The sequence below is a fragment of the Pseudomonas sp. H1_G08 genome, assembly GCF_054681355.1.
This window is the reverse complement of record NZ_CP162822.1, coordinates 3,423,444-3,444,637: the sequence shown is the minus strand read 5'-3', so window position 1 is coordinate 3,444,637 and position 21,194 is coordinate 3,423,444. Positions and strand designations below refer to the sequence as shown.

Below are 21,194 nucleotides of genomic sequence, written 5' to 3'. Positions count from 1 at the left end.
CAGCTTCCGACGAACGGCTATCAAAACTGTCAGAACTGACAGTGGACTTGACGGCGTTCGAAGCGCTCAATCGTACTCACTGAATGTGCAGCCTGACGAAGGACGTCAGGTTGCGCGGGCCAGTTGTCGCCTAAAGGAATCTGATCATGGTTGATTCGCGCCGTCCCGCCCTGCAACTGTTCGATGAGTTGTTCAGCGAGGAGCAACGAGCACAGAACGTCGGACTGCAGAACCTCGAGACATACCTGCAAAACGGTGGATCAATTTATCCACTGGTTGAAAGGGGTGTTCAATGCATGGTCCAAGAGCATCAGCTCAGCGTTGAGCAAGCGCAACAATATTGGCGCGGCGCCAATAGCATAGCCACGTCTCAGCGGCGCCAATTTATCGAGCAGACGCTGCGGGGCACCAGGCCCGCGCCAAAGCGCAGCTCCAGCGGTTTGTTATCGATCGTGGACGGTCCCAATTATCACGCTCTGATCGGTACCGATTTTTCCGCGTTGTGCCCGCCAGATGCACTGGAGTCCATCTGGTCGCCAGTGGCGTATCTGATCGACTTGTTGCGCTGGGTTCGTGACCGTCTGGAGGGTATCAGAGAGGAAGACGATTTCTCGCTGCATAACCGGCGCACAGATCTCTTGGCACTGAAGGTCGACTTCAATGCGGTTTATCAATCGATCTCTTCTGTGGACATCATCGTTGAGGTGCTGGAGAAATTCATCGCGGCGCAAACGGATATCGAATCCATCGAAGACGCGCTGATCGCAGCCCGCTACCCCAATGGTCTGCCTTATTACCAGCATTGGGTCACAATTGATGGTATCGCGCAGTTTCATGACTTGTCGGTGGGCGACTTCGAGCACCGGGTCGACCTGGCTTATCCCTATTTTCTGCAAGCCAATGCTCGAGGTGCCAATACTGCACAGGGTTTCGCCCATGCCTCGCGGCTTGGCCCTTATCAGCGCCAGTTGCTGACCGAACCGCGTGCGGATTTCGCCCTTCGCGAAGATTTTTTTGCGCACAACTTTGGTACCTATACCGAGATGTATTCGAATCTCAATCAGGTGGAGTTTTTCGGTCAGCGCACCAAGCTCGACAGCCGACAGATCGAGGCTCTTCTGTCGATTGGCGACTTTGCTCCCGTGCGCTCGGCCAATGTGACCTACCCGGATGAAACGCCCAAGCAGCCTGAAAGCGAGCGCTCGGGTTCGGTTTACATCAATGACGGTACTGCGCCGGCGGTGGGTTTCGATCCTGCAACCAAGCCTCGCATTCGAATGACGGCAAACCCCGACGAACTCATCGGGTTCAACCGCTATACCCGGATGAATCAGATGGTGCGTCTGGCCAACTGGACAGGATTGCCGTTCGAACAGGTGGACGCAGTGTTGACATCGGTCATCCGGGCAACAGGGCGCGGCAATTCAACGAAAGGTCACAGCAACGAGATGAACATCTCCAGTGGCGCGGTTCATGCGCTTGGGTTGTTCCAGACGTTGCGCGAGCGCTACGAATGCACCGCCGCGGACTTTGCTGTGTTTGTGGGTGAGCTGTCGGTTTATGGCCGCGGTGAAGCGCTCTCGCAATTCGATCAGGTGTTCAATTTTCAAACCGGTTATCGCGAGCCTTTCAAGCTCGACAACGATGAGTTTGCGGTGGCGCCGATACCGGGCGTGGTGGATCTGACGATCAGCCAGCTCTGCAGTGGTCTGGCGATTGATCCGCAGACTTATTACGTGCTGGCGAACGCTGTGGCCAAGGCTCATGGCTTTACCGACAAATTGAAGCGCAACGCAGCGATCATCTCGAGCTTCTACCGTTTGGTGAGGCTGGCCCGGCTGTTGAACATCACTCCGGTTGAAGGCGTGCTGATGCTATCGATCCTGGGCGGCGATGACTGGGTCAATGGCTTGGCCGGTACTCCTGTCATCCACGATGTACCGGACGGTTCACCGGATGCGCTGGAACTGATCGAGGCTATGCAAAGTTGCGTGCAGTGGTGCGCGCAAAACAATCTGCCGGTGTTGTGGGTGTTGCAGCATGCGGTCGCTGCGCCAGCGGCTCAGGATCCATCCGAACAGGATGAGCAGTTTTTCGAGCAGGTTCGCAATTTGCTGCCGACTGCACAGTTGTCCAATAGTACGTTTCTCATGGCAGGCGTTCCGGCAGCCGGGGCCGCGGACTGGATCGAATTTCTCGCGACATCCGCCGACAGCCTGGGGCCGATAACCGACGGGCATGGTTTGATCCTGCCTCCGGAGGGAAGCGCTGAGATGTATCTGGCCTCCGTCCATAAAAAAATCGCCTGGGCGGTCGACAGCGCCTTGGGTGAGATCGAGCCAGCGTTGCGGCAGAGCATCATCGACAGCATGGTCAGCGCGTTTTTACAGATGCGCGATGCGCAGACTTCGCTGGTCAAGGAGACGCTGGCGGCATACGCCGGCGTTGGCGTGGATCAGGCATTGCCGGTCCTGAACTGGGCAGACGTCACGGTGCATCAGTTACTGCTGCATGTGCTGGAGCAAGCGGATGCGGGGAGCGAAGGGGGCGGCCGAACTCGCCCCCGAGTTGCCGACACATCATTCGATCTACTGGCTGAAGTTCGCCGGCGCAGTGAGGTGGTGTCGACCCTGGGGTTAAGCGCGGCGCTGTTGCAGGATTATCTGGATAGCGGCTACAAGGACTGGCTGGTTCAGGACGACAAGCATGCGTTGACGGTGCGCACGCTTTATTACCTGACCATGCTCACTCGCGCTTTTGCCCTCGCCTCAGCCTCGAGCGGCCAACCGCCACAGAAGCTGTTGGACTACCTGCGCCAGGTCAACGCATTGCCGGATGTCACCGGAGATGCGAGATGGCTGGCACAACAGGCGGCGGCGATCAAACTGGCCGATTTTTTTGGCTGGAGCGTTCAGGAAGTGCGCGAATGTGTGAGCCGCATCGATCCCGACCTGAAGGTGTTGAAAAACCTTCCCCAGCTCGATTTGTTGATGCGCGTGCTGGCGCTGTCCACCGAGAGCGGCATGGATGCGTTAACGATTTTTCTCATTGGTAATCTGCCCGAAACCGTCGACAAAAAATCCTATGCCGATGCCGCCGAACATGCCCTGCTCGGCGAGTCCGATACTCGTGCCCCGATCGTGCATGTTCCAGGCGACGTCAAAGGGCTGGTCACAATCACGTGCGAAGTGGTGGATGACAGCACCGTCGTGGCTAACAAGCCAGACGAAAAAGTCACTTATAAAGTGACCCTCAAAGACGCCAATGGAAAGTCGCTGAGTGGCGTCAATGTTTATTGGCGCGCGACATTGGGCACCATTGAATACAAGGCGACGGGAACGGACGGAACACTTTTGGCCGAGTTTATCCCCGGCAAGGTCATGGGCCGCGACACGCCACTGCTTTGGTTGGATTTGTTCGAGCCGCAATACGCCCCTCCCATAGAAGTCACCGCCGACTTCAGTACGTTGTCGTTCCCTATTGCAGAACTTTCACCTACGCCTTTGGAAACAGTGAAACACGGTCATGAAGTAGAACTGTATGCGGTGCTGGAGGACAACTACGGAAACCGCGGACAAAACTCGCTCGTGGAGTGGTTCGGCAAGAACGTTCCGCCCGCGAAGATGGATGCCGTCACCATTCGGCCGGCGCAGGGGTTCACAGATCAGCAGGGGCTTACCCGGGTTTTTGTCTCAAGCAAGACGGGCGGCACATTCGTGTTCAGCGTTCGCTCTCAGTCTGGGGAAAACGAAAGAATATTCCCCCATGCCATTACCTTTGCCAGGGAGTAGCGGCAGGGCGTTGCGTACTGCCTGGCGAACGTTTTTCCCCGGGCCATATTCCAAGGAGCAAGATCATGGCACTGAGTAATATTGGCGGGCTGCTGGAAAAACGTCGCTCGGCACTTCTTGAGTACTGCATCGGTCAAGTGGCCAATGATAAATACCCTTTTCTGAAAACACCTGAAGACTTGTTTGAATTGCTGCGCATGGATCCTCTGGATACTTATCAGGTCAAGAGTTCCAGAGTTGCCGAAGCGATAAGTTGTGTGCAGCAGTACATCCATGCGGTGTATCGAAAGCTGGAACCAGGATTCCGGGATCACGAGTTCGACAAGCGTCATCTGCGCGAATGGGAGATTTTCAGCAATTATCCCGACTGGACCGTGCCCCACCAGATTTCATGCTATGCGGAAAACTTCATCGTTCCATCGGTGCGATTGCGCAAAACCAGTCTGTTCAAGAATCTGGAAAACAACCTGAACCAGGCCCGTCTGGACAAAGATACCGTGCAGGCGGCGCTGCAGGATTATTTGCAGGCATTCGAACAAGTCTGCGATCTCGATGTGATCAGCTGTTTCATGGACGGCGTGACACCGGCCAAAGCTGATTACTACTTTCTGGGGCGGCAGCGGGTGCAGCCGTTTCAGTATTTCTGGCGTAAGGCCGAGATCGAACTGGGCGCAACCAGCGTTTCAGTCAATCCGGCGGTCTGGAGTGAATGGCAAGCCTTGGAAATCCCGACCGCCGATCAGGTGCTGGATATCCGCCCGGTGTTCTGGAATGGCCGGTTGTGTGTGGTCTGGGCCGAATGGCGGGACGCGGTAGTCGCTAGCGCAGCGGAGTCGCTCAGCCCGAGCAAACTGGTGATCAATCTGGCATTCATGAAGCAGAACGGGCAGTGGTCTGCGCCGTTGTGTGTGCACAGTTCAGAACACAAGGACGAGGGTTTGGCGAGCTCCAGACTGATTGCGACGGTGCAGGTCGATTATCTGAATCCGAAGGGCAAGTTGGGGATTTTACTGACGGGCAACCTATCTTCGCCATCCGGCAGTCTGCGGGTGCATGGTGTCTACGACGTTCTGATGCGCCCCCTTCTGGACGGTGGCGCATGGCTGGATCTGGCGCTTGAGGAGCGATTTGTCAGCAACGATACGGTTCAGCACCCACTGAACAGTCAGGTGACTGTTGTCACTCGCATACAGACCCATGGTTCCCTGACGCCCTATCTCGACCTGCACGTTATGGCAACGCGCGCGGATGACAAAGATGTGCTGACGGTGCAGGGTTTTTGCAGCCCCACGGGCCTGGACAGCGCTCGGTTGAAAATGGAGCTGCAAATTGCAGGTCTGCCTTCTGATAGTGACCCGCCGCCGATCCTCGAAGAACAGGATGCAGGCGGGGGCTGGGTAACTCAGTCGTGGACTTCCTCGCGGACGAAAGGCACCTGGCCCACGCCAGTCATTTTTTCATTCGCCTCTCCCACTTCCCCGACAGGACAGAAAGAGTTCGACCTGACGATTGTCGATCTCATGGATTTCGTCCCGCCAGCTCTGCACAAGAACAGTACCGACGGGGCACAGTTTCTTTCATTCAATCAAACTGGACTGGCGTTGAAATTCATTCGGCTCAATTCCTTGTTTGGCTCGGAACTGGTGAGATGCTCGAATATTTCCGTGGACGCCGTGCTGGACTGGTCCAACCAGTTCATTCGCGAGCCGTCGCCGATCGGCGCAGAGTTCGTTGAACCACCCAATGGTGCCTTCGACGGTGCCAATGGTCTGAACTTCTGGGAGCTGTTTTTTCACCTGCCGCATTTGATCGCCACCCGGTTGCGCGACGAAGAACGCTTTCAGGAAGCGCAGAGCTGGCTGCATTACGTATTCGATCCACAGGCCACCGCAGATCCGGCCAATCCGCCGGTTCCGATCGCGAACCCGAAACCGGCGTATTGGCGTTGCCGGCCTCTGGATATCGCAACAGCGCCGGGCAATCCAGGGTGGGAAATTCAGAATCCCCTCGATCCGGATGCCATTGGCTATGCCGCACCCGCACATTTTCAGATCCTGATGTTCACCGACTACGTAGAAAACCTGATGGCGTGGGGCGATTGGTATTACCGACAATTGACCCGTGACAGTCTGGTGGCCGCCAAGCTTTGCTATGTCCAGGCCGGGTTTCTGATGGGCAAGGCGCCCACCGCCGACACCGCGACTCGTTGGCAGACCGACACCGTGGAAAACCTCTTGGACAATTGCGAATCGCGACCCCTGCTTGAAGCGCTTGAAAAAACGCTGGATTTCAACCTGGCAGATTACCCGATCGCTTCCGACACCCCGCCGATCCTGGGTTTGTTGGCCTGCGAACCTTTCAGAATTCCGATCAATCAATCGCTGCTCGACCTGTTCGCAAAGCCGCAGCAACGCCTTGATAACCTGCGCAACAATCTCACGATCGATGGCAAACCGCTGGACGTGTTGCTGTTCAGCCCGATGACCGATCCCAGGCAATTGCTCCGCGATCTGGCCGCTGGTAGCGCGGCCGGGCCCAGACCGATGGGCGGGCGCCTGGTGGTCAATGCGTATCGCTGGCGGGTCACGTTCGAAGTCGCGTTGCGCGGGGTACAGAGCCTGCGGGATTTCGGCAGTCTGGTGCTGCGTCTGCTCGAGCAACGCGACCGTGCCGAGCAGGAAGAATCGCAGCAGAACCATTTGCTCGAGCTGGGTCGCTATGCCGAAACGGTACAGGAACAATCCATCGCCCAATTGGAGGCGAATGTCACAGCGCTGAAGCAGAGTCGGGCAATGGCGCAGGACCGGGCCGACGCCTATGCAATGCGTTACAGCGAAAACGTTTCGCCGATCGAGTATCAGGTCATGGCCAGTCTGCAGCAGTCGAAGACATCAGCACTGCAGGCCAAAGTTGTCAGGGTGGCAGGGGGCGTCATCGCGGCGTTGCCAAAAATCTATGGTACTTCCAACGGTGGCTTCAAACCCGAACACACTTTCGATGCGGTGGCTTTCGGCCTGGAGGTTTCTTCGTCATTGCTGCAAATCGACGCCGACCGACAGGCCACCACTGAAGGTTATCGCCGTCGCCGCAGTGAGTGGGCGCTGCAACGCGATCAGGCGCTGGCGGAGGTGGGCGCAATCGATGCGCAGATCGAAGCGCAAAGCCATGCGGTCAGCGCGGCGAGGTCCAGCCTTGAACAGACGCTCAGGGCCAACAGCCAAGCGTTGACCATGTACAACTTCCTTAAAAAACGCGCGAGCAATGCCGAGCTGTTCGGCTGGATGCTTGGCCAGCTCAAGGCTCTGCACTATCAGGCGTACGACGCAGTCGTCAGCCTGTGCCTTAGTGCTCAGGCTTCACTGGCTGCCGAAACCGGGGATTATGATGCCCCCGTCCCTTTGCCTCAGGCCTGGCTCGATCACCGTTATGGTCTGGGCTCGGGTGAACAACTGCATATGTACCTGCTGGACCAGGAGCGCAGGCGCTTGCAAAGCTACGAGCGGCGGCCGGAACTGATCAAAACCATTTCCTTGCGGCAGTTGTTCGACGACAGAATCGAGCCTCAAGAGGGCATAACCAGCTGGGCAGATGCACACGCGCAATTGATGGCAACAGGTGTGTTGGAGTTCAGACTGACCCAGTTGTTGTTCGACCGTGATCATCCTGGCCATTTCTGCCGGCAGATCAGTTCGGTGGAAGTCGATCTGCCTGTGCTGGCCGGTCCCTACGAGGATGTGCGGGCAACGTTGCTGCAGATCAGTAGCGTGACCGCGACCCGACCGACCACACAGTCTGTGCAGTATTTGCATAAGCCCACCGCAATCGCACCTGGCGATCTGCTGTTCAACCTGCGCAGCGGTCAGCAGATCGTTTTGTCGGTCGGGCTTGGCGATAATGGCCAGACCCACCAGAAACCCGACGAAGGATTGCTCAACCCGTTTGAATACACGGGTGCCGTTTCCCATTGGCGGCTGAGTTTTCCTCGCCCGCTTAATCAGCCGCAAGCTGCAATGCTCAAATCCTTGACCAATATCATTCTTCGCGTGCGGTACTCCATCAAGGCCGGCGAGCCGACGTACGTCCAAAAGGTCACAGACCTGGTGACCGAGGCTGAAAACACCTACCTGGCGCGCCAACGCAACGGAGCCAGCGATCATGAATGAGCCCGTCGTGCAAAAAAATGAAAGCCTGCTGCTCAATGGTGACTTCAATGATCGGCTCAAAGAGTGGCGTACCAGCGGTAGGGTTGGCCTGGCGAGCGAGTTCTATGATGGCGAGTTAGTCAATTTCATGGAGGTCGGTGTCGGGGCTTCGGCCACACAGGAAGTCAAAGCTCCCAAAACCCCCGGTGCACAAGCCGGTTACGAACTGACGTTTCTATGTGAACTGCGGCCCGGCGTTTCATGGTCGGGCGAATCGGGCTGGTTGCACATCCGCAAGCGCGGTGAAGTGTTGATGAGCATCGAGCTCACGGCGCAAGAAGGTCGGAATCCGGAGCTCGAAAACGCCCGACGGCTGGCGGGACAGCCGCTTGAATTCAAGCCGCGCGCGTATCAACGGTCGCTGGATCAATTGGAATTCGTCAGCGATGACGCATTGAGCTTCGAGGTCAGCGGTGTCCCTGACAACACGGGCGACAATCGTTCGGCAATCTGCATCACTCGAATCGACCTGCAACTGAAGCTTGAACCGCTGCAACTGCAGACGGTGCGACTGGATAGCGAAGATCTGCCACCAGGCCAGACGTTATACCTTTGCCTGGGCGCTTCCCTTGGCGATGACCCGGACGACTCTCTGTTCATTCCCCACGGCCTGTCTTTTATTCCGGCAGACGGCAGCGCCTGGCTGGATACGAATATCGCATTGATCATTCACGGCAACCCGATGGAGTCAGTCAAGGCGACCCCCGACTGGGGCGCCTATCAACCGCTATTGTCGCAGTGGTCGCTCGATTGCCCGGATATGGGGGAGGAAAAGGCTCATGACTTCACGATAAGTCTGGTGAACCAGTACAACGCCGAGCCTTACACGATTGACGTGTCGTTGGGGCATCACCGATTAGCGCTTCGCGAAGTACAGAGCGCGGCTTATTACCCTGTCCTGGATTGTGCGCAAAGCGTCCGTTTGGGTGTGCAGGTTCTCTCGTACTACACCGGCCAGGCGATTGATGGCCGGGAAGTCAGGTGGACGACTGCCGGGCAAGGTGTGCTGGGCACCGGCACTACCGATGAACAAGGCTTGGTCTACTTCGATTTCGTTCCTGAGCAAGCAGGCGATTTCATTCTCACAGCTTCGGTCGACAGTCCTTATTACCCAAGTGGCGAGGTGACTCTCGAGTTTTCGGTCACGGTGCTGGCGACCGATCCCTGGATGGACTTGCGTTGCGTTGTCGAAGGGCAGGTAACCCAGTGGAGCGCGACCGGTTATCCCAATCGCGGCACTGATTACCCCTTCATTGTGCGCTTGCCCGCCGACAGCCCTTTGCTGGCGACTGATCTATCGCTGCACTGGAGCGGCGTCGGGCATGAAGAGCTGAAGGTCACGGTCAACCCGCCACTCCAGCAACCGGTCGCTTTCGATGGGGACGATAGTCTCTGGACGCTGGCCTGCGAGGACTGGCTGGACGGTCGCTTCGAACTGTCATTGGTCTGCTCGAAGCTGTTACTGCCATCGCCGCGTAAACCCATGTCGCTGGCGCGCAACAAGGTCAGGATCGCTGACACGCGCGGCCCGAATATTACACCGGTTGTCGAGGACTCCGAAAAGACGTTGATGCGGGTGCAGGTGGTGCATGTCACTGACAAAGGTGCCGGTGAGCCAGTGATTGATGCAATCGTCGACTGGCAAACCCCCGAGGGCATTGTCGAGTCTCGTACCGGCAGTGGGGGCTGGGCCAGCCTGTATTACCGACCGTTGACGGCTTTGAGCAACGAGACGATTACCGCCAGTGTGAGTGCCTACGAAGGCGGGCCGGCAGATGAACACTCATTTTCGGTCACGGCGTTTGCACGAGACGAATGGAAGGACAAGGTCAGCATCACGTTTGATGCCGTTCCGATTGCCCATGACGGAATCGCATGCAAGCGCGGCCAGAGGCATATCCTGACGGTCCGGGCATTAGCGGGCAGCCCGTTGATTGGCGAGGCAATTACGCTCGGATGGCGGAACGAAAATCCAGAGAACGGTCTGGCGGTGAGCGACCTTGACGTACCGAGAATATTGCGCGAAGGGGAAGATCTGAGTTGGTTGTTCAGCTCTGATCGTATCGAAAGTACCAGCAGTATTTTCGAGGTGAGTTTGCGCACCGACACTCTCACGAACAAGGATTTTTCTTGCCGACTGTTATCACCTGACCTCCATGAAGAAATGACCGTGGTCCTGGATCAGATGACCGATCTCAGGGGCCAGCCACTCTTTCCGTGTATCGGTGCTATACATCGCTATATCTTCCGCACCAATGCGCTAAGCCCTTTAGTGGGTATTGCCATGGATCTGGTATGGAGTGGAAGCCCGGCGGCAGAGCTCGGAATCGAATTGAGTCCACCCCGCGGAAGCGAAAATTTTGTGGATGACAGCGGGTTTATCTGGACGCTGGACTGTTCAAAAAGTACCAAACCCGGTGTCTTCGCACTTCGGTTCGTTATCGATACCCATGGTTTCAGCGACATCAATACGATGACCCTGGGCCACAATAAAATCACTATCGAAGACGCCCGTGCATCTGCGGTGGATCCGGTCATTGGGCAGGATCCTGCGTGGATGTGGCTGAAGGTACGCTCCCCTTATCGTCCCGACCTCGCTCTGGATCAAGTGCCTGTTCAATGGACAGGCGACGGCAGCACCGAAGAGCACAGGACGGCTGCCGACGGCTGGAGTGGTTTTCCCTTTGCGCCATCCACCGCAGGTGAGCATGTGGTGACAGCGGCGGTTATCAGCCCTTATGACCGTTTTGAAGAGCGCCGAACCATGAAGGTTCTAGCGCTGGAAGGGGATCCCTGGGCCGGATTTGAATACAGTTTCGACTCCCAACCGTTTCAGCCACTGGGTCAAAGCGCTGAATTCCCTCGGCGCAAGGGGCAGCACCAATTGCGCGTGAGTGCCCCGGCGGGCAGCGCGTTGTTTGACCAGCACCTGACGCTGGGCATGACCGGCACCGGGCCGACGGAATTGGGCATGCGCTTCGAGGAGCCACGTCTGGGTGACCCCAGGCTTTTCTCGAGCGCCGGAATGACCTATCGGTTCAACGCGGGCGACATCAAGGACGGGCGTTTCGGCCTGCGCTTTTCCTCGGCGCGGTTGGCCAGGCTTTCTCCGGTTATTGCAATGTCGCTGGGGCAAGGCGCGCAGGTGGTAAAAATTGCGGATCGTTCGCGCAGCAGTCAGACGCTGTTTTGGGGCGAGGCTGTATCTGAGCAGATCACCATTGTGTCGGGCATCAGTGGCAGACCAATGGTGGGGATGAAGGTTGTCTGGTGCAGTCCGGACCTTGGTGAGGTGACCACCACTACCAACTTCTACGGTGAAGCGCGGATACGGTTTGTGCCGACAACACCGGGTGCGGCGCAACTGACCGCTACGGTGGGCGATGCGCTGTATTCGGAATCGATTTCTTTACCGTTTGTTCTGCACGAGCCCCGGGAGATCAAGGAACTGATCAGCGCTGATCCGAGCGGGTATCCGGGGCAGGTGATGACCGCGCAAGTCCTGGTCGTTTCAGCCAGTACCGCGCAACCCTTGGCCAATGTCGAAGTGATGTGGGAGTACGACCGCACCTCGTTGCCGACAACCCTGACGGATGCCGAGGGCAAGGCAACGGCGCGCATTGTCTTGGGAGGAGCAGGCGAGGCTGCATTGCGGGCGTCGGTAAAGGGTGGTTTGGCTGGCTGGGTGGTAAAAACGCTCTGGTTAACCGTCACTGAGTGTCCAGCAGCGGTGGAATCCGTTGTTGCGTCGCCTAATCCGGTTCCCTTGCAGACCTACGTCTCCATGACCGCGCTGATTGTGGCCAAGGAGGGGCGAGAGCCCATGCCCAGACGGAAAATCCTTGTTTCCACTAATGGAGCACCGTTCACTGATTCGTTTACCGATCACAGAGGGCGATACCAGACTCACTGGCGGCCGATGAACCTTACGGAGCAGATTTCGCTGGTCGTCAAAGTAGAAAACAGCGACGGCACTTCGGACAGCGGCGCTGTGTATGTTGCAGTCACCAACTGATCGAATCTGTCAGATCGCAGCGGTCTTTTTCCAGCTCATGTAACTTGTCACCAGTCCGGCCCCCAGCTCGGCGGGCCGAACATCCATCACTGCAACGCCATGAGCAGTCAGCCGCTCATGGAGTTGCGAGCGGGCATTGAGAAAATCGATGGTGCCGCAGTAGGCGAGTGCCTCGGGCAACGTTTGCACCGTGGTCTGGCGCAATGTATCCAACGCCTGTTCACGCAGGCTCGCCACCAGCACCCGATGTTGCGCGCTCAGACGTTTGACTGCGGCCAGCAGTTGCTCGTCTTCATCGCGCAAATTGGTTACCAGCACTACCAGCGCCCTACGCTTTTGGCGGGCCAATAGCTGGTTGGCGGCAGCCTGATAATCGGCGGGGCGCTGAGTGCTCTCGAGGTCATAAACAGCGTTGAGCAAGATATTCAGTTGGCCGCTGCCTTTGACCGGCGCGACATGGCGCGGCTTATCACCGGCAAAGGTACTCATGCCCACCGCATCCCCTTGGCGCAACGCCACATAACTGAGTAACAGGCAGGCATTGAGCGCGTGATCGAAGTGCGACAGCTCACCGTCCTGGCTGCGCATCTGCCGGCCGCAGTCGAGCATGAAAATGATCTGCTGATCTCTTTCGTCTTCGTACTCGCGGGCAATCGGTGTGCGCTGGCGGGCGGTGGCTTTCCAGTCGATCTGGCGCAGGCTGTCGCCCTCGCGAAATTCGCGCAACTGATGGAATTCCTGACCCTGACCGCGACGTTGTCGCTGGCGCACGCCGAGCTGGCTGAGCCAGTTGTCGACGGCGCGCAACTCGCCGCCGTAAAGCCGGGCGAAGTCCGGGAAGACGCGGGTCTCGTCGCGGACGCTGAGCAGGCGTTTGCCGGACCATAATCCCAAAGGGCTGGGCAGGTTGACTTCGCACTGTTCGAAGCTGAAATGCCCGCGTTCGAGAGGACGCAGACGGTAGCTGATCTGGCTGACATGGCCGGGTTGAAGCTCGACAAGCATCGGCAGATGTTCAAACGCCAGACCGTCGGGAACGTGGTCGAAGAGTCCAATGGCCAGTGGCTCGGCAAATTCATGGGCCACCTCCAGCTTCACCTCCGCCCAGCGCCCCAATGCCAGGCTGCCGGGCATCTGTCGCTTGATGCGCGGCGAGGGCAGGCGTCTGAGGCGCACAGCGTCGATCACCGCCAAGGCCAGCAGCGCCAGGAGCAAACCCCAGTTGATCGAAATCAGGCTGGACGGGAGGTCGATCTGCAACGCCTGCAACGCGCCGAGCACGATACTGATAACCACCAGCAGGGCCAGCCAGATCAGCAGCAGCCGAGACGGTTTCACAGGCGCGGCGCCGGCACTTGATCGAGCAATTGCGTGAGCACCTGATCGACCTGCAGGCCTTCGATATCCAGCTCCGGCGCGATGCGCACGCGATGACGCAACACCGCCAGCGCGCAGCCTTTGATGTCATCCGGGATTACAAACTCGCCGCCGCGCAACAACGCCCGGGCACGGGCACAGCGAACCAATGCAATCGAGGCGCGTGGCCCGGCGCCGAGGGTCAGCCCCGGCCAGGTGCGCGTGCTGCGCGCCAGGCGCACGGCGTAATCGAGGACCTGATCGTCCAGCGGCAAATCACTGGCGATGCGCTGCAAGGCTTGAACATCCTTGGCTTGCAACACCGTGCGCAGCGGTTGCACATCGAGCATGTCGGCGCGGGTCGAACGACAGACCTGACGGACCATGTTCAGCTCCTGATCGGCGTCGGGGTAATCCATACGCACCTTGAGCATGAAGCGGTCAAGCTCGGCTTCCGGCAGTGGATAGGTGCCTTCCTGTTCGATCGGATTCTGCGTCGCCAGCACCATGAACGGTTGCGCGATGGGCAGGGCGCGTCCTTCGAGCGTCACCTGGCGCTCCTGCATGGCTTCGAGCAGCGCTGCCTGGGTTTTCGCCGGCGCGCGGTTGATCTCGTCGGCCAGCAGCAGGTTGGTGAACAGCGGGCCTTTGCGCAGCTTGAACTGCTCGGTCTGCAAGTCATACACGGCGTGACCGGTGACGTCGCTGGGCATCAGATCAGGGGTGAACTGGATGCGCGCGAACTCGCCGCCGAAGCATCGCGCCAGTGCCCGCACCAGCAAGGTTTTGCCCAGGCCGGGCACGCCTTCAAGCAGCACGTGGCCGCCGGCAATCAGCGCGGTCAGGACAGCGTCGACCACCGCATCCTGGCCAATCAGCGCCTTGTTCAATTCGTTGCGCACCGCTTGCGCCAACTGGCTGGCACGCTGGCGCTGCTGGGCGGCGTGCGTCGCGCTGCCGGGCTCGATCTGTTCAGTCATAACGCGTTCCTCAAAGTTTGCAGATGAGCGACCTGACGGCTGAATTCGGCGCTGGACAAACGCTGCTTCGGTCGTGGGCTCAGGGCCTGGCTGATGGCGCGGGTGGGTTGCCGGGTCAGGCGCGATAACGCCAGCCATTGCTCGGCCACATTCAATTGATCGAAACCGGGATGGCGGCGGCGCGCGCGGCGCAGGATGTCTTGTTGCAAGGCTTGGAGCAGCGCCTGCTGGCCGTTGTGGCGCAGGAGGAAATCGGCGCTGGCGCGCAGATGCTCCAGCAGTTGGCGGCGACCCGCTGGCGCCGGCATTTGCACCGGGCCGTGACGCACGCCGGCCTGCCACAACCACAGGCCGATCAAGGCGAGCAGGGCGACGATGGCCTGCGGGAAGTAGCGCCAGAGCAACGTCCACAGACCATCGTGTGCAGTGTTGTAAACCAGCGTGACGTCGGTGTCGGCGCTTAGATACCAGAGCAGCCAGGCGTTGTCGTATTTGCCGATAGCCGGGGTTTTCCACAGCTCGGCATCGGTGACCACGGTGATCGTGCCGAGGCCGTACACCCGTTGCATCATGTGCGTGGCTTTGGCGCTGTTGGCCCAGGCTTGCGCGACATTGTTCGGGTCGTCGAGGTGGAAGTCGGTGTCGAAACCGGCGTAGGCCGGCGCGTCTTCATCTTCCAGATACAGTTTGGTCAGTTTCGGGAAGCGGTCCTTTTCCCCGTCCTCGGGAGGATCTTTCAAGTCCTTGCTCAGCGATTGGTGCAGTTGCACCTTGTCGAGCAGCAGATCATTACTTTGCCCGGTTTGCGCATCCCACAACGATTCGGCGACGAACACCAGACGTCCTCCGGCGCGAGTCCAGTTCAGCACCTGATCGACTTCACGCGGCGTCATCCGTGCGCGCTCGCCGAACAGCAACAAGGTGTGGCTGTGCGGATCGATCTGCGGCAGTACCGCCAGGGTCTCGGCGTGACTGACCGCGAGGCCGCGCTCGCGCAGGAACATTTCCGCCGCCAGATAAGGATTGGCTTGCGCGGCAGGCGAGGGGCCGTGATCGATGACTTCCTGATAAGGACGGGCTTTGAGGTAGAGGAACAGACTCATGCCGCCAAGCAGCAAAAGCGCCAGCGCAGCCAAAGTCCAACCTATGCGCCGGTTCAATGCCCGGACCCTTTGCTGAACAATTCACGCCAGCCGTTACACAGCTCTGCTTGCAGGTGCGCGGCTGGAAGTCGGTGCCCGTAGGCCATGTTCTGCCAGTGAACAGTGAGGTTGCGGCTGTAGGCGAGCAGGTCCGGGCGTTGCAATTGCTCGATGCGGTTGAGGATCTGGCTCTCGGTGTCGGCGGCTTTCAGCGTCAGGTCGAAATCATGCAACAGATGACTGAGCAGGCCGCGATAGAGCAGGCCCAGCGCGGCGCGAGGTTCGCTCAGCCACAATTGTTCGGCACTGGCGGCGATGTCATCGGGAAGGGTTTCACGGTTCAGATCCAGCCCGAAGACGTGTGGCGGCGCCGGTTGTTTGCTGCGCGAGGGCAGGTTCGGGCGACGACTGACGAAGGCCCGGAGAAATTCGCGATAACGCCAGACCAGCCAGCCCAGCGCGGCAATCAGCGCGCCCCACAACAGCACTTCAATCACGTTCGCCAAGGCATCAAGGTGTCGACCGTCGAGCCAACCGAGAAGGGTTTTCAGCCACTGCGGAGCCTCACCCGGTTGCGCGTCCTTGGCCGGGCTTGCCGGGTCGTCTCCGAAGCGATAGCGGGTGACGCTTTCCTTGTTCTTGAACGGCGGTTGTTCGAGCAGCGACTGGATGCTGTCGCGCGATGCCTGACTGGTCAGCGGCTGATTGAGCAACCGTGGAGCATCCGGCGTATCGCTGGCCCATACCGGTTGCAGGTTCGGCAGCAGCAGACACGCCGCCAGCAACACACCGAGCACGCTGTTGTTCAAACGCTGGCGCAAACGGCGGAAAACCAGCTCGATGTCCCAGGCTTCCAGTTGCGTGCGACGGTTCAGGTACAGGCTGAAGCCGCAGGCGACATACACCGGTCCCCAGGCCACCAGGATCAGCGCATAAAAAACGTTGGTCAGGTGCTCCAGCCAGCGCCAGTCCTGATCGGCGGCAAGCAGCAGCGATTGCCAGTCCCAGTCGGTTTCGATCTGCTGCGGCAAGAGCATGTAGAACAGCAGCATCAAGCCGATCCACAGTGCGGTTTCCAGATGCACGCCGATAATCGTCAGCCATTGCGCGGCGCCACCGTTGCGTTGCAGCAGCACCAGCAGACGTTGTTGTCTGGCCTCGCCGTCGAGCCCTTCGAGTTGCGTCACCGGCAGCACAAAGCTGCGACTCAGACTCAGCCGTCGCCAGGTCAGACTGGCCAGCAGTTGCGGCTTGAGCAGGCGCGGCCACTCGCGCAAGGCTTGTCTGAGGGTTGGCGTTTCACCGAAGAGCGCTTTGGAGAGGATGTACAGCGGCAGGCGTTCGTAGGCCGGTTTCAGCCACCAGAAAATGAACACCGCCAGCGATGGCGAATCCCACAGCAACAGGCTGAGCAGGGCGAACAGCGGCAGGGTGACGATCGCCCAACTGGTCATCAACAACCGCCGATGCTGCTGGCTCATCAACACGCCCAGGTCCATGGCTTCCCAGGTCGTGCGCGGGCGGATCACTACGCTGGCGTCACTCAGGCGCATGACGAATCCTTCCGGCAAATAGCAGATACACCGCGACGGTCAGCCACAGCGCGGCGCCGACGGCGTATTTGGTCAGCGGCGTGACACTGGTTTTCGACGACCAATAAGCCTCGATAAAGGCTGCGATCAACAGAAACAGCATGGCCCCACATACCAGCAACACGCTTTTGCGCGCGGCCAGACGCAGCGCCTCGCCCCATGTCAGACGTCCGGGGGCGATCAGTGCCCAGCCCAGCTTCAGGCCCGCCGCGCCGGCGAGGGCTATGGCGGTCAGTTCGAACGCACCGTGACCGATCACGAACGACCAGAAGGTCTGGCCGAAACCGATCTCGCTGAGATGCCCGGCCACCGCGCCGATGATCATGCCGTTGTAAAGCAGGAAAAAACCGCTGCCCACACCCATCAGCAAACCGCTGGCGAATGTCTGAAAGGCGATGCCCGTGTTGTGCATCACGTAATAGCCGAACATTACCCAGTCTTCGCTGGCCGCCCGTTCCGCCGAGCGGCCGAGGTGGCCGGCAACGGGGTCGTACATGCCTTGCATCTCGCGCACCTGTTCGGCCGGGATCAGGTTGTAGATCAGTTCCGGGAACAGATAAACCAGCACGCCAAAACCGATCAGGCTGCCGAAAAACAACAGGCTGGCGGCCGCAACGAAGCGCCATTGTTCGCGCACCAGTCGCGGGAAGTCGGCGAGGATAAAGCTGATGATTTGCGCCCCGAGCCGACTGCGATGCCGATAGAGCTGTTGATGGCCGCGCAGCACTTGTTGTTGCAATGAATCGATCAGAAAACTGCTGTAGCCGCGCGCCTGGGCCAGAGCCAGATGTTGGCAGAGACGCCGATAGGCCTTGGGGAAATCGCTGACTTGCGGCGTCTCCTTGCCTTGTTCGAGGCGTTCGAGCGCCACGGCGAAGCGCTCCCATTCGGCCTTGTGGCGACTTTCGAACAGGCTCTGCTTCATGGGGTCGGCCCCAACAGGCCGCGCGCGATGCCGTTGAGTTCAGACACGGCTTTGGGCGCAGAGATGTGCAGCGGCTGCGCCAGCAATGCCGCCAGCTCGTTGACCCGTGCGGGAGAGAGCTCGGCCTGACGCTCGGCGAAACCGAGTACCGCGCGTTGTTCGCTCAAGGTCAGCGGAACGGGGCTGCGGCGAGGTTCAGCGTCAGGCAGTTGCGGGCGGCTCAGCGGGCGTTCGCTGTAAACCACCAAGGTGCCGGCGGCAATGTCGCCGAGGCGTTTGAAGGTCGGGTGTTGCAGGCAACTGAGCGCACCGAGGAAATAGCCGAAGGGCAGTAGATCGACAAAGCGCAGCAGGTTGCGCAATAGCGAGGCCGACCAGCCGATCGGCGTGCCGTCATCGTGCACCACGCGCAAACCCAGCCATTGCTTACCCGGCGAACGGCCCTGACGCAGCACCTCGAACAGCACCATGTACCACCAACTGATGGCAAACAGCAGCAAGGAACCGAGGCCCATACCGAGCTTGCCGAGAAATGCCAGCGCGATAAACAGCACGCCGAGGATCAAGCCGCGAATGCCCAGATCGATGGCAAACGCCACGGCGCGCACCATCAGCCCAGCGGGGCGCAACGGCAGGTCGATGCCTTCCGGCGTTTCGACCTGATGGCGCGTATCCAGCGGTGCTTTCCTTCGCGGTGCTGTGGGCTCGAGCATGGGCTACCTGATGTTCGCCTGTTCGGGGGGCAAGTGCGCCTGATGCTAGCAGCCTCTCGGGTGTGGGAGCGAGCCTGCTCGCGAATGTGGTGGATCAGTCAGCCTATGTGCAACTGACGGAAAGCCTTCGCGAGCAGGCTCGCTCCCACAAGGGCAATGCATTCCAGTTGTAGGAATCTGGAGAAATTGCTGTTCGAGGGCGACCAGGCTGGCCGTGGCAACCCTGAAACGCCTAGACTTCGCCGATCTTCTGTTCAGGATTCGCCCGTGACTTCAATCTTCTGGTACGACTACGAAACCACTGGCATCAATCCGCGCAACGACCGACCGCTGCAGGTGGCCGGGATTCGCACCGACCATGCGCTCAACGAAATCGACGAGCCGGTCAATCTCTATTGCCAGCCCAGCGAGGACATCCTGCCGCACCCGGCGGCGTGCGCGATCACCGGCATCACCCCGGGCCAGCTCGCTGAAAAAGGCCTGAGCGAAGCCGACTTCATGACTCGCGTACATGCGCAACTGGCCGCACCGGGGACCTGTGGCGCCGGTTACAACACCTTGCGTTTCGACGACGAAATGACCCGCTACAGCCTGTATCGCAATTTCTTCGACCCCTATGCCCGTGAATGGCAGGGTGGCAACAGTCGCTGGGATCTGATTGATGTGGTGCGCGCCGCTTACGCATTGCGCCCCGATGGTCTGGTCTGGCCGACCGATGATGAAGGCCGCGTGACCCTCAAGCTCGAACGCCTCACAGCGGCTAACAATATCGATCACGGCCATGCCCACGAGGCGCTGTCGGATGTGCGCGCCACCATCGCGTTGGCGCGGCTGATTCGCGAGAAACAACCCAAGCTCTACGAGTGGCTGTTCCAGTTGCGCAGCAAACAGAAGGTGATGGATCAGATCCGCCTGTTGCAGCCACTGGTGCATGTGTCCGGGCGATTCTCGGCGGCGCGCAGTTATGTCGGCGTGGTGTTGCCGCTGGCCTGGCACCCGAAGAATCGAAACGCCTTGATCGTCTGTGATCTGCATCTTGATCCGCAGGGGTTGCTGGACCTCGATGCGCAAGCCTTGCGTCAGCGTCTTTATACCCGTCGCGATGAGTTGGCCGAAGGTGAGTTACCGGTACCGCTCAAGCTGATTCATATCAATCGTTGCCCGGTAGTGGCGCCGTTGGCGGTATTGCGCGAGCAAGACCAGCAGCGCCTTGGGCTGGACATGGCGCTTTATCATGAGCGGGCAGTGCGACTAACTGACGCACAACAAGTCTGGAAAGATAAAGTCGCGGCGATTTATGCCAGCGAAGACTTCGTTCCCAGCGAAGATCCCGAGCAGCAGTTGTACGATGGATTTATCGGTGATCGTGATCGTCGTTTATGCGAACAAGTTCGAACGGCGGATCCTGCGCAGTTGGCGCAAGAGCAGTGGCCTTTCGATGATGAACGTTTGCCTGAATTACTTTTTCGATATCGAGCACGCAACTTTCCGGACACCCTGGATGTGGCCGAGCAAGAGCGCTGGAAATTATTTTGTCAGCAACGCCTGACGCAACCTGAGGCCGGTGCGCCGAATACCGTGCAGTCATTTATCGAGGCGGCAGAGCAATGGTCGCTTAGTGCGTCACCGATGCAGCGAGAGGTGCTCAATGACTGGCAGAATTATGTCCAGGCATTACGCAAACGTTTGAATCTGTGAAATCGAACATGCCCGGACAATAAATTACGGGCATAAAAAAACGCCAGCGCTAGCTGGCGTTCTTTTGTTCGCGGATCGCTCTGCGAAGGCGTTGCGGCTTAGCCCAGCAGGGTCGCCCAGCCTTCAACCACGTCGCCGCCCCACTTGGCTTTCCACTCTTTCAGAGTCTTGTGGTTGCCACCTTTGGTTTCGATGACTTCACCGTTGTGCGGGTTTTTGTATTGCTTAACTTTGCGTGCACGCTTGGTGCCGGTAGTTTTCACTGCGCCGCCGCGTGGAGCCTTGGATTTGGCTTCTGGATCCAGCAGCGCGATGATGTCACGCAGGGACTTGGAGTATTCACCCATCAGCGTGCGCAGTTTGCCTTCGAATTCCAGTTCGGCTTGCAGTTTGTCGTCTTCGGACAGGTTCTTCAGACGGGCTTGCAGCTCTTTGATGGCTTCTTCGGTGGCGCGATATTCGTTGATCAAGGACATGAGTACTACCTTTTGTAGAATGCTGAATGACAGGGGACAGTGCCGCAATAATAGTCAGGCTGTTTCATCAAGTAAACATTTAGATCGGCTTTTTATTTAAATGAGTTACAGGAATTAGCCGCGCTTTGAATGTTCCGTTAAATAATGTGATGCAGTCAGCACAGATATTTACAGTTGTCTGACAAAAGCCCCGCTAAAGCGTCACTGTCTTGACGGAAGACCTGCGCCAGAAAGCCGTTTGACCATGCTTTGTCCCACCCGGCGCGTATGCGTACTGCAGTTTTCCTGCGCAGTCGCTAGAATG

Annotated in this window: 11 protein-coding genes; 4 read left to right on the top strand and 7 right to left on the bottom strand. The window is 58.8% G+C overall.

The window, feature by feature from the left end; translation table 11 throughout:
• Window positions 1-146: 146 nt before the first annotated feature.
• The 3 genes from AB4N85_RS15615 to AB4N85_RS15605 all read left to right on the top strand — a co-directional run bounded on the left by AB4N85_RS15615 (window position 147) and on the right by AB4N85_RS15605 (window position 12,008).
• Window positions 147-3,791 (top strand): Tc toxin subunit A, encoded by a 3,645-nt coding sequence (locus AB4N85_RS15615; RefSeq protein WP_252868173.1) that lies wholly within the window; start codon window positions 147-149, stop codon window positions 3,789-3,791.
• A gap of 65 nt (window positions 3,792-3,856) precedes the next feature.
• Window positions 3,857-7,954, top strand: coding sequence for a Tc toxin subunit A-related protein (locus tag AB4N85_RS15610; RefSeq protein ID WP_252868172.1), 4,098 nt, complete (start codon window positions 3,857-3,859; stop codon window positions 7,952-7,954).
• Window positions 7,947-12,008 (top strand): Ig-like domain-containing protein, encoded by a 4,062-nt coding sequence (locus tag AB4N85_RS15605; RefSeq protein WP_460064940.1) that lies wholly within the window; start codon window positions 7,947-7,949, stop codon window positions 12,006-12,008. The genes AB4N85_RS15610 and AB4N85_RS15605 overlap by 8 nt, the downstream gene beginning before the upstream one ends.
• Before the next feature lie 9 nt (window positions 12,009-12,017).
• Here the strand turns inward: AB4N85_RS15605 and AB4N85_RS15600 are convergent, their stop codons facing one another.
• The 6 genes from AB4N85_RS15600 to AB4N85_RS15575 are packed head-to-tail and all read right to left on the bottom strand — an operon-like array spanning window position 12,018 to window position 18,716.
• Window positions 12,018-13,346: a DUF58 domain-containing protein gene (locus AB4N85_RS15600; RefSeq protein ID WP_252868170.1), complete on the bottom strand. Its 1,329-nt coding sequence runs from the start codon at window positions 13,344-13,346 to the stop codon at window positions 12,018-12,020.
• Complete coding sequence (locus tag AB4N85_RS15595) at window positions 13,343-14,344, bottom strand: AAA family ATPase (protein ID WP_041479813.1); 1,002 nt, start codon at window positions 14,342-14,344, stop codon at window positions 13,343-13,345. Before AB4N85_RS15595 ends, AB4N85_RS15600 begins: the two co-directional genes overlap by 4 nt.
• Window positions 14,341-15,447 carry a DUF4350 domain-containing protein gene (locus AB4N85_RS15590; RefSeq protein ID WP_460068360.1) on the bottom strand — a complete coding sequence of 369 codons (1,107 nt, stop codon included), beginning with the start codon at window positions 15,445-15,447 and terminating at the stop codon, window positions 14,341-14,343. Before AB4N85_RS15590 ends, AB4N85_RS15595 begins: the two co-directional genes overlap by 4 nt.
• Before the next feature lie 53 nt (window positions 15,448-15,500).
• The gene (locus tag AB4N85_RS15585) at window positions 15,501-17,039 is read right to left on the bottom strand and encodes a DUF4129 domain-containing protein (protein ID WP_460064937.1); all 1,539 of its coding nucleotides are present in this window, start codon (window positions 17,037-17,039) and stop codon (window positions 15,501-15,503) included.
• Entirely contained in the window at window positions 17,026-18,003 is a 978-nt protein-coding gene (locus tag AB4N85_RS15580) for a stage II sporulation protein M (protein WP_423663369.1), read from the bottom strand. The genes AB4N85_RS15585 and AB4N85_RS15580 overlap by 14 nt, the downstream gene beginning before the upstream one ends.
• Window positions 18,000-18,716 carry an RDD family protein gene (locus tag AB4N85_RS15575; RefSeq protein WP_076563960.1) on the bottom strand — a complete coding sequence of 239 codons (717 nt, stop codon included), beginning with the start codon at window positions 18,714-18,716 and terminating at the stop codon, window positions 18,000-18,002. Before AB4N85_RS15575 ends, AB4N85_RS15580 begins: the two co-directional genes overlap by 4 nt.
• 267 nt (window positions 18,717-18,983) lie before the next feature.
• Here AB4N85_RS15575 and sbcB point away from each other — a divergent pair, with 267 nt between their 5' ends.
• A complete protein-coding gene (gene sbcB, locus AB4N85_RS15570) occupies window positions 18,984-20,414 on the top strand; it encodes an exodeoxyribonuclease I (RefSeq protein WP_095181461.1) in 1,431 nt (476 codons plus the stop codon).
• Between the two features lie 98 nt (window positions 20,415-20,512).
• Here the strand turns inward: sbcB and mvaT are convergent, their stop codons facing one another.
• The gene (gene mvaT / locus AB4N85_RS15565) at window positions 20,513-20,890 is read right to left on the bottom strand and encodes a histone-like nucleoid-structuring protein MvaT (RefSeq protein WP_016773476.1); all 378 of its coding nucleotides are present in this window, start codon (window positions 20,888-20,890) and stop codon (window positions 20,513-20,515) included.
• Window positions 20,891-21,194: the final 304 nt, after the last annotated feature.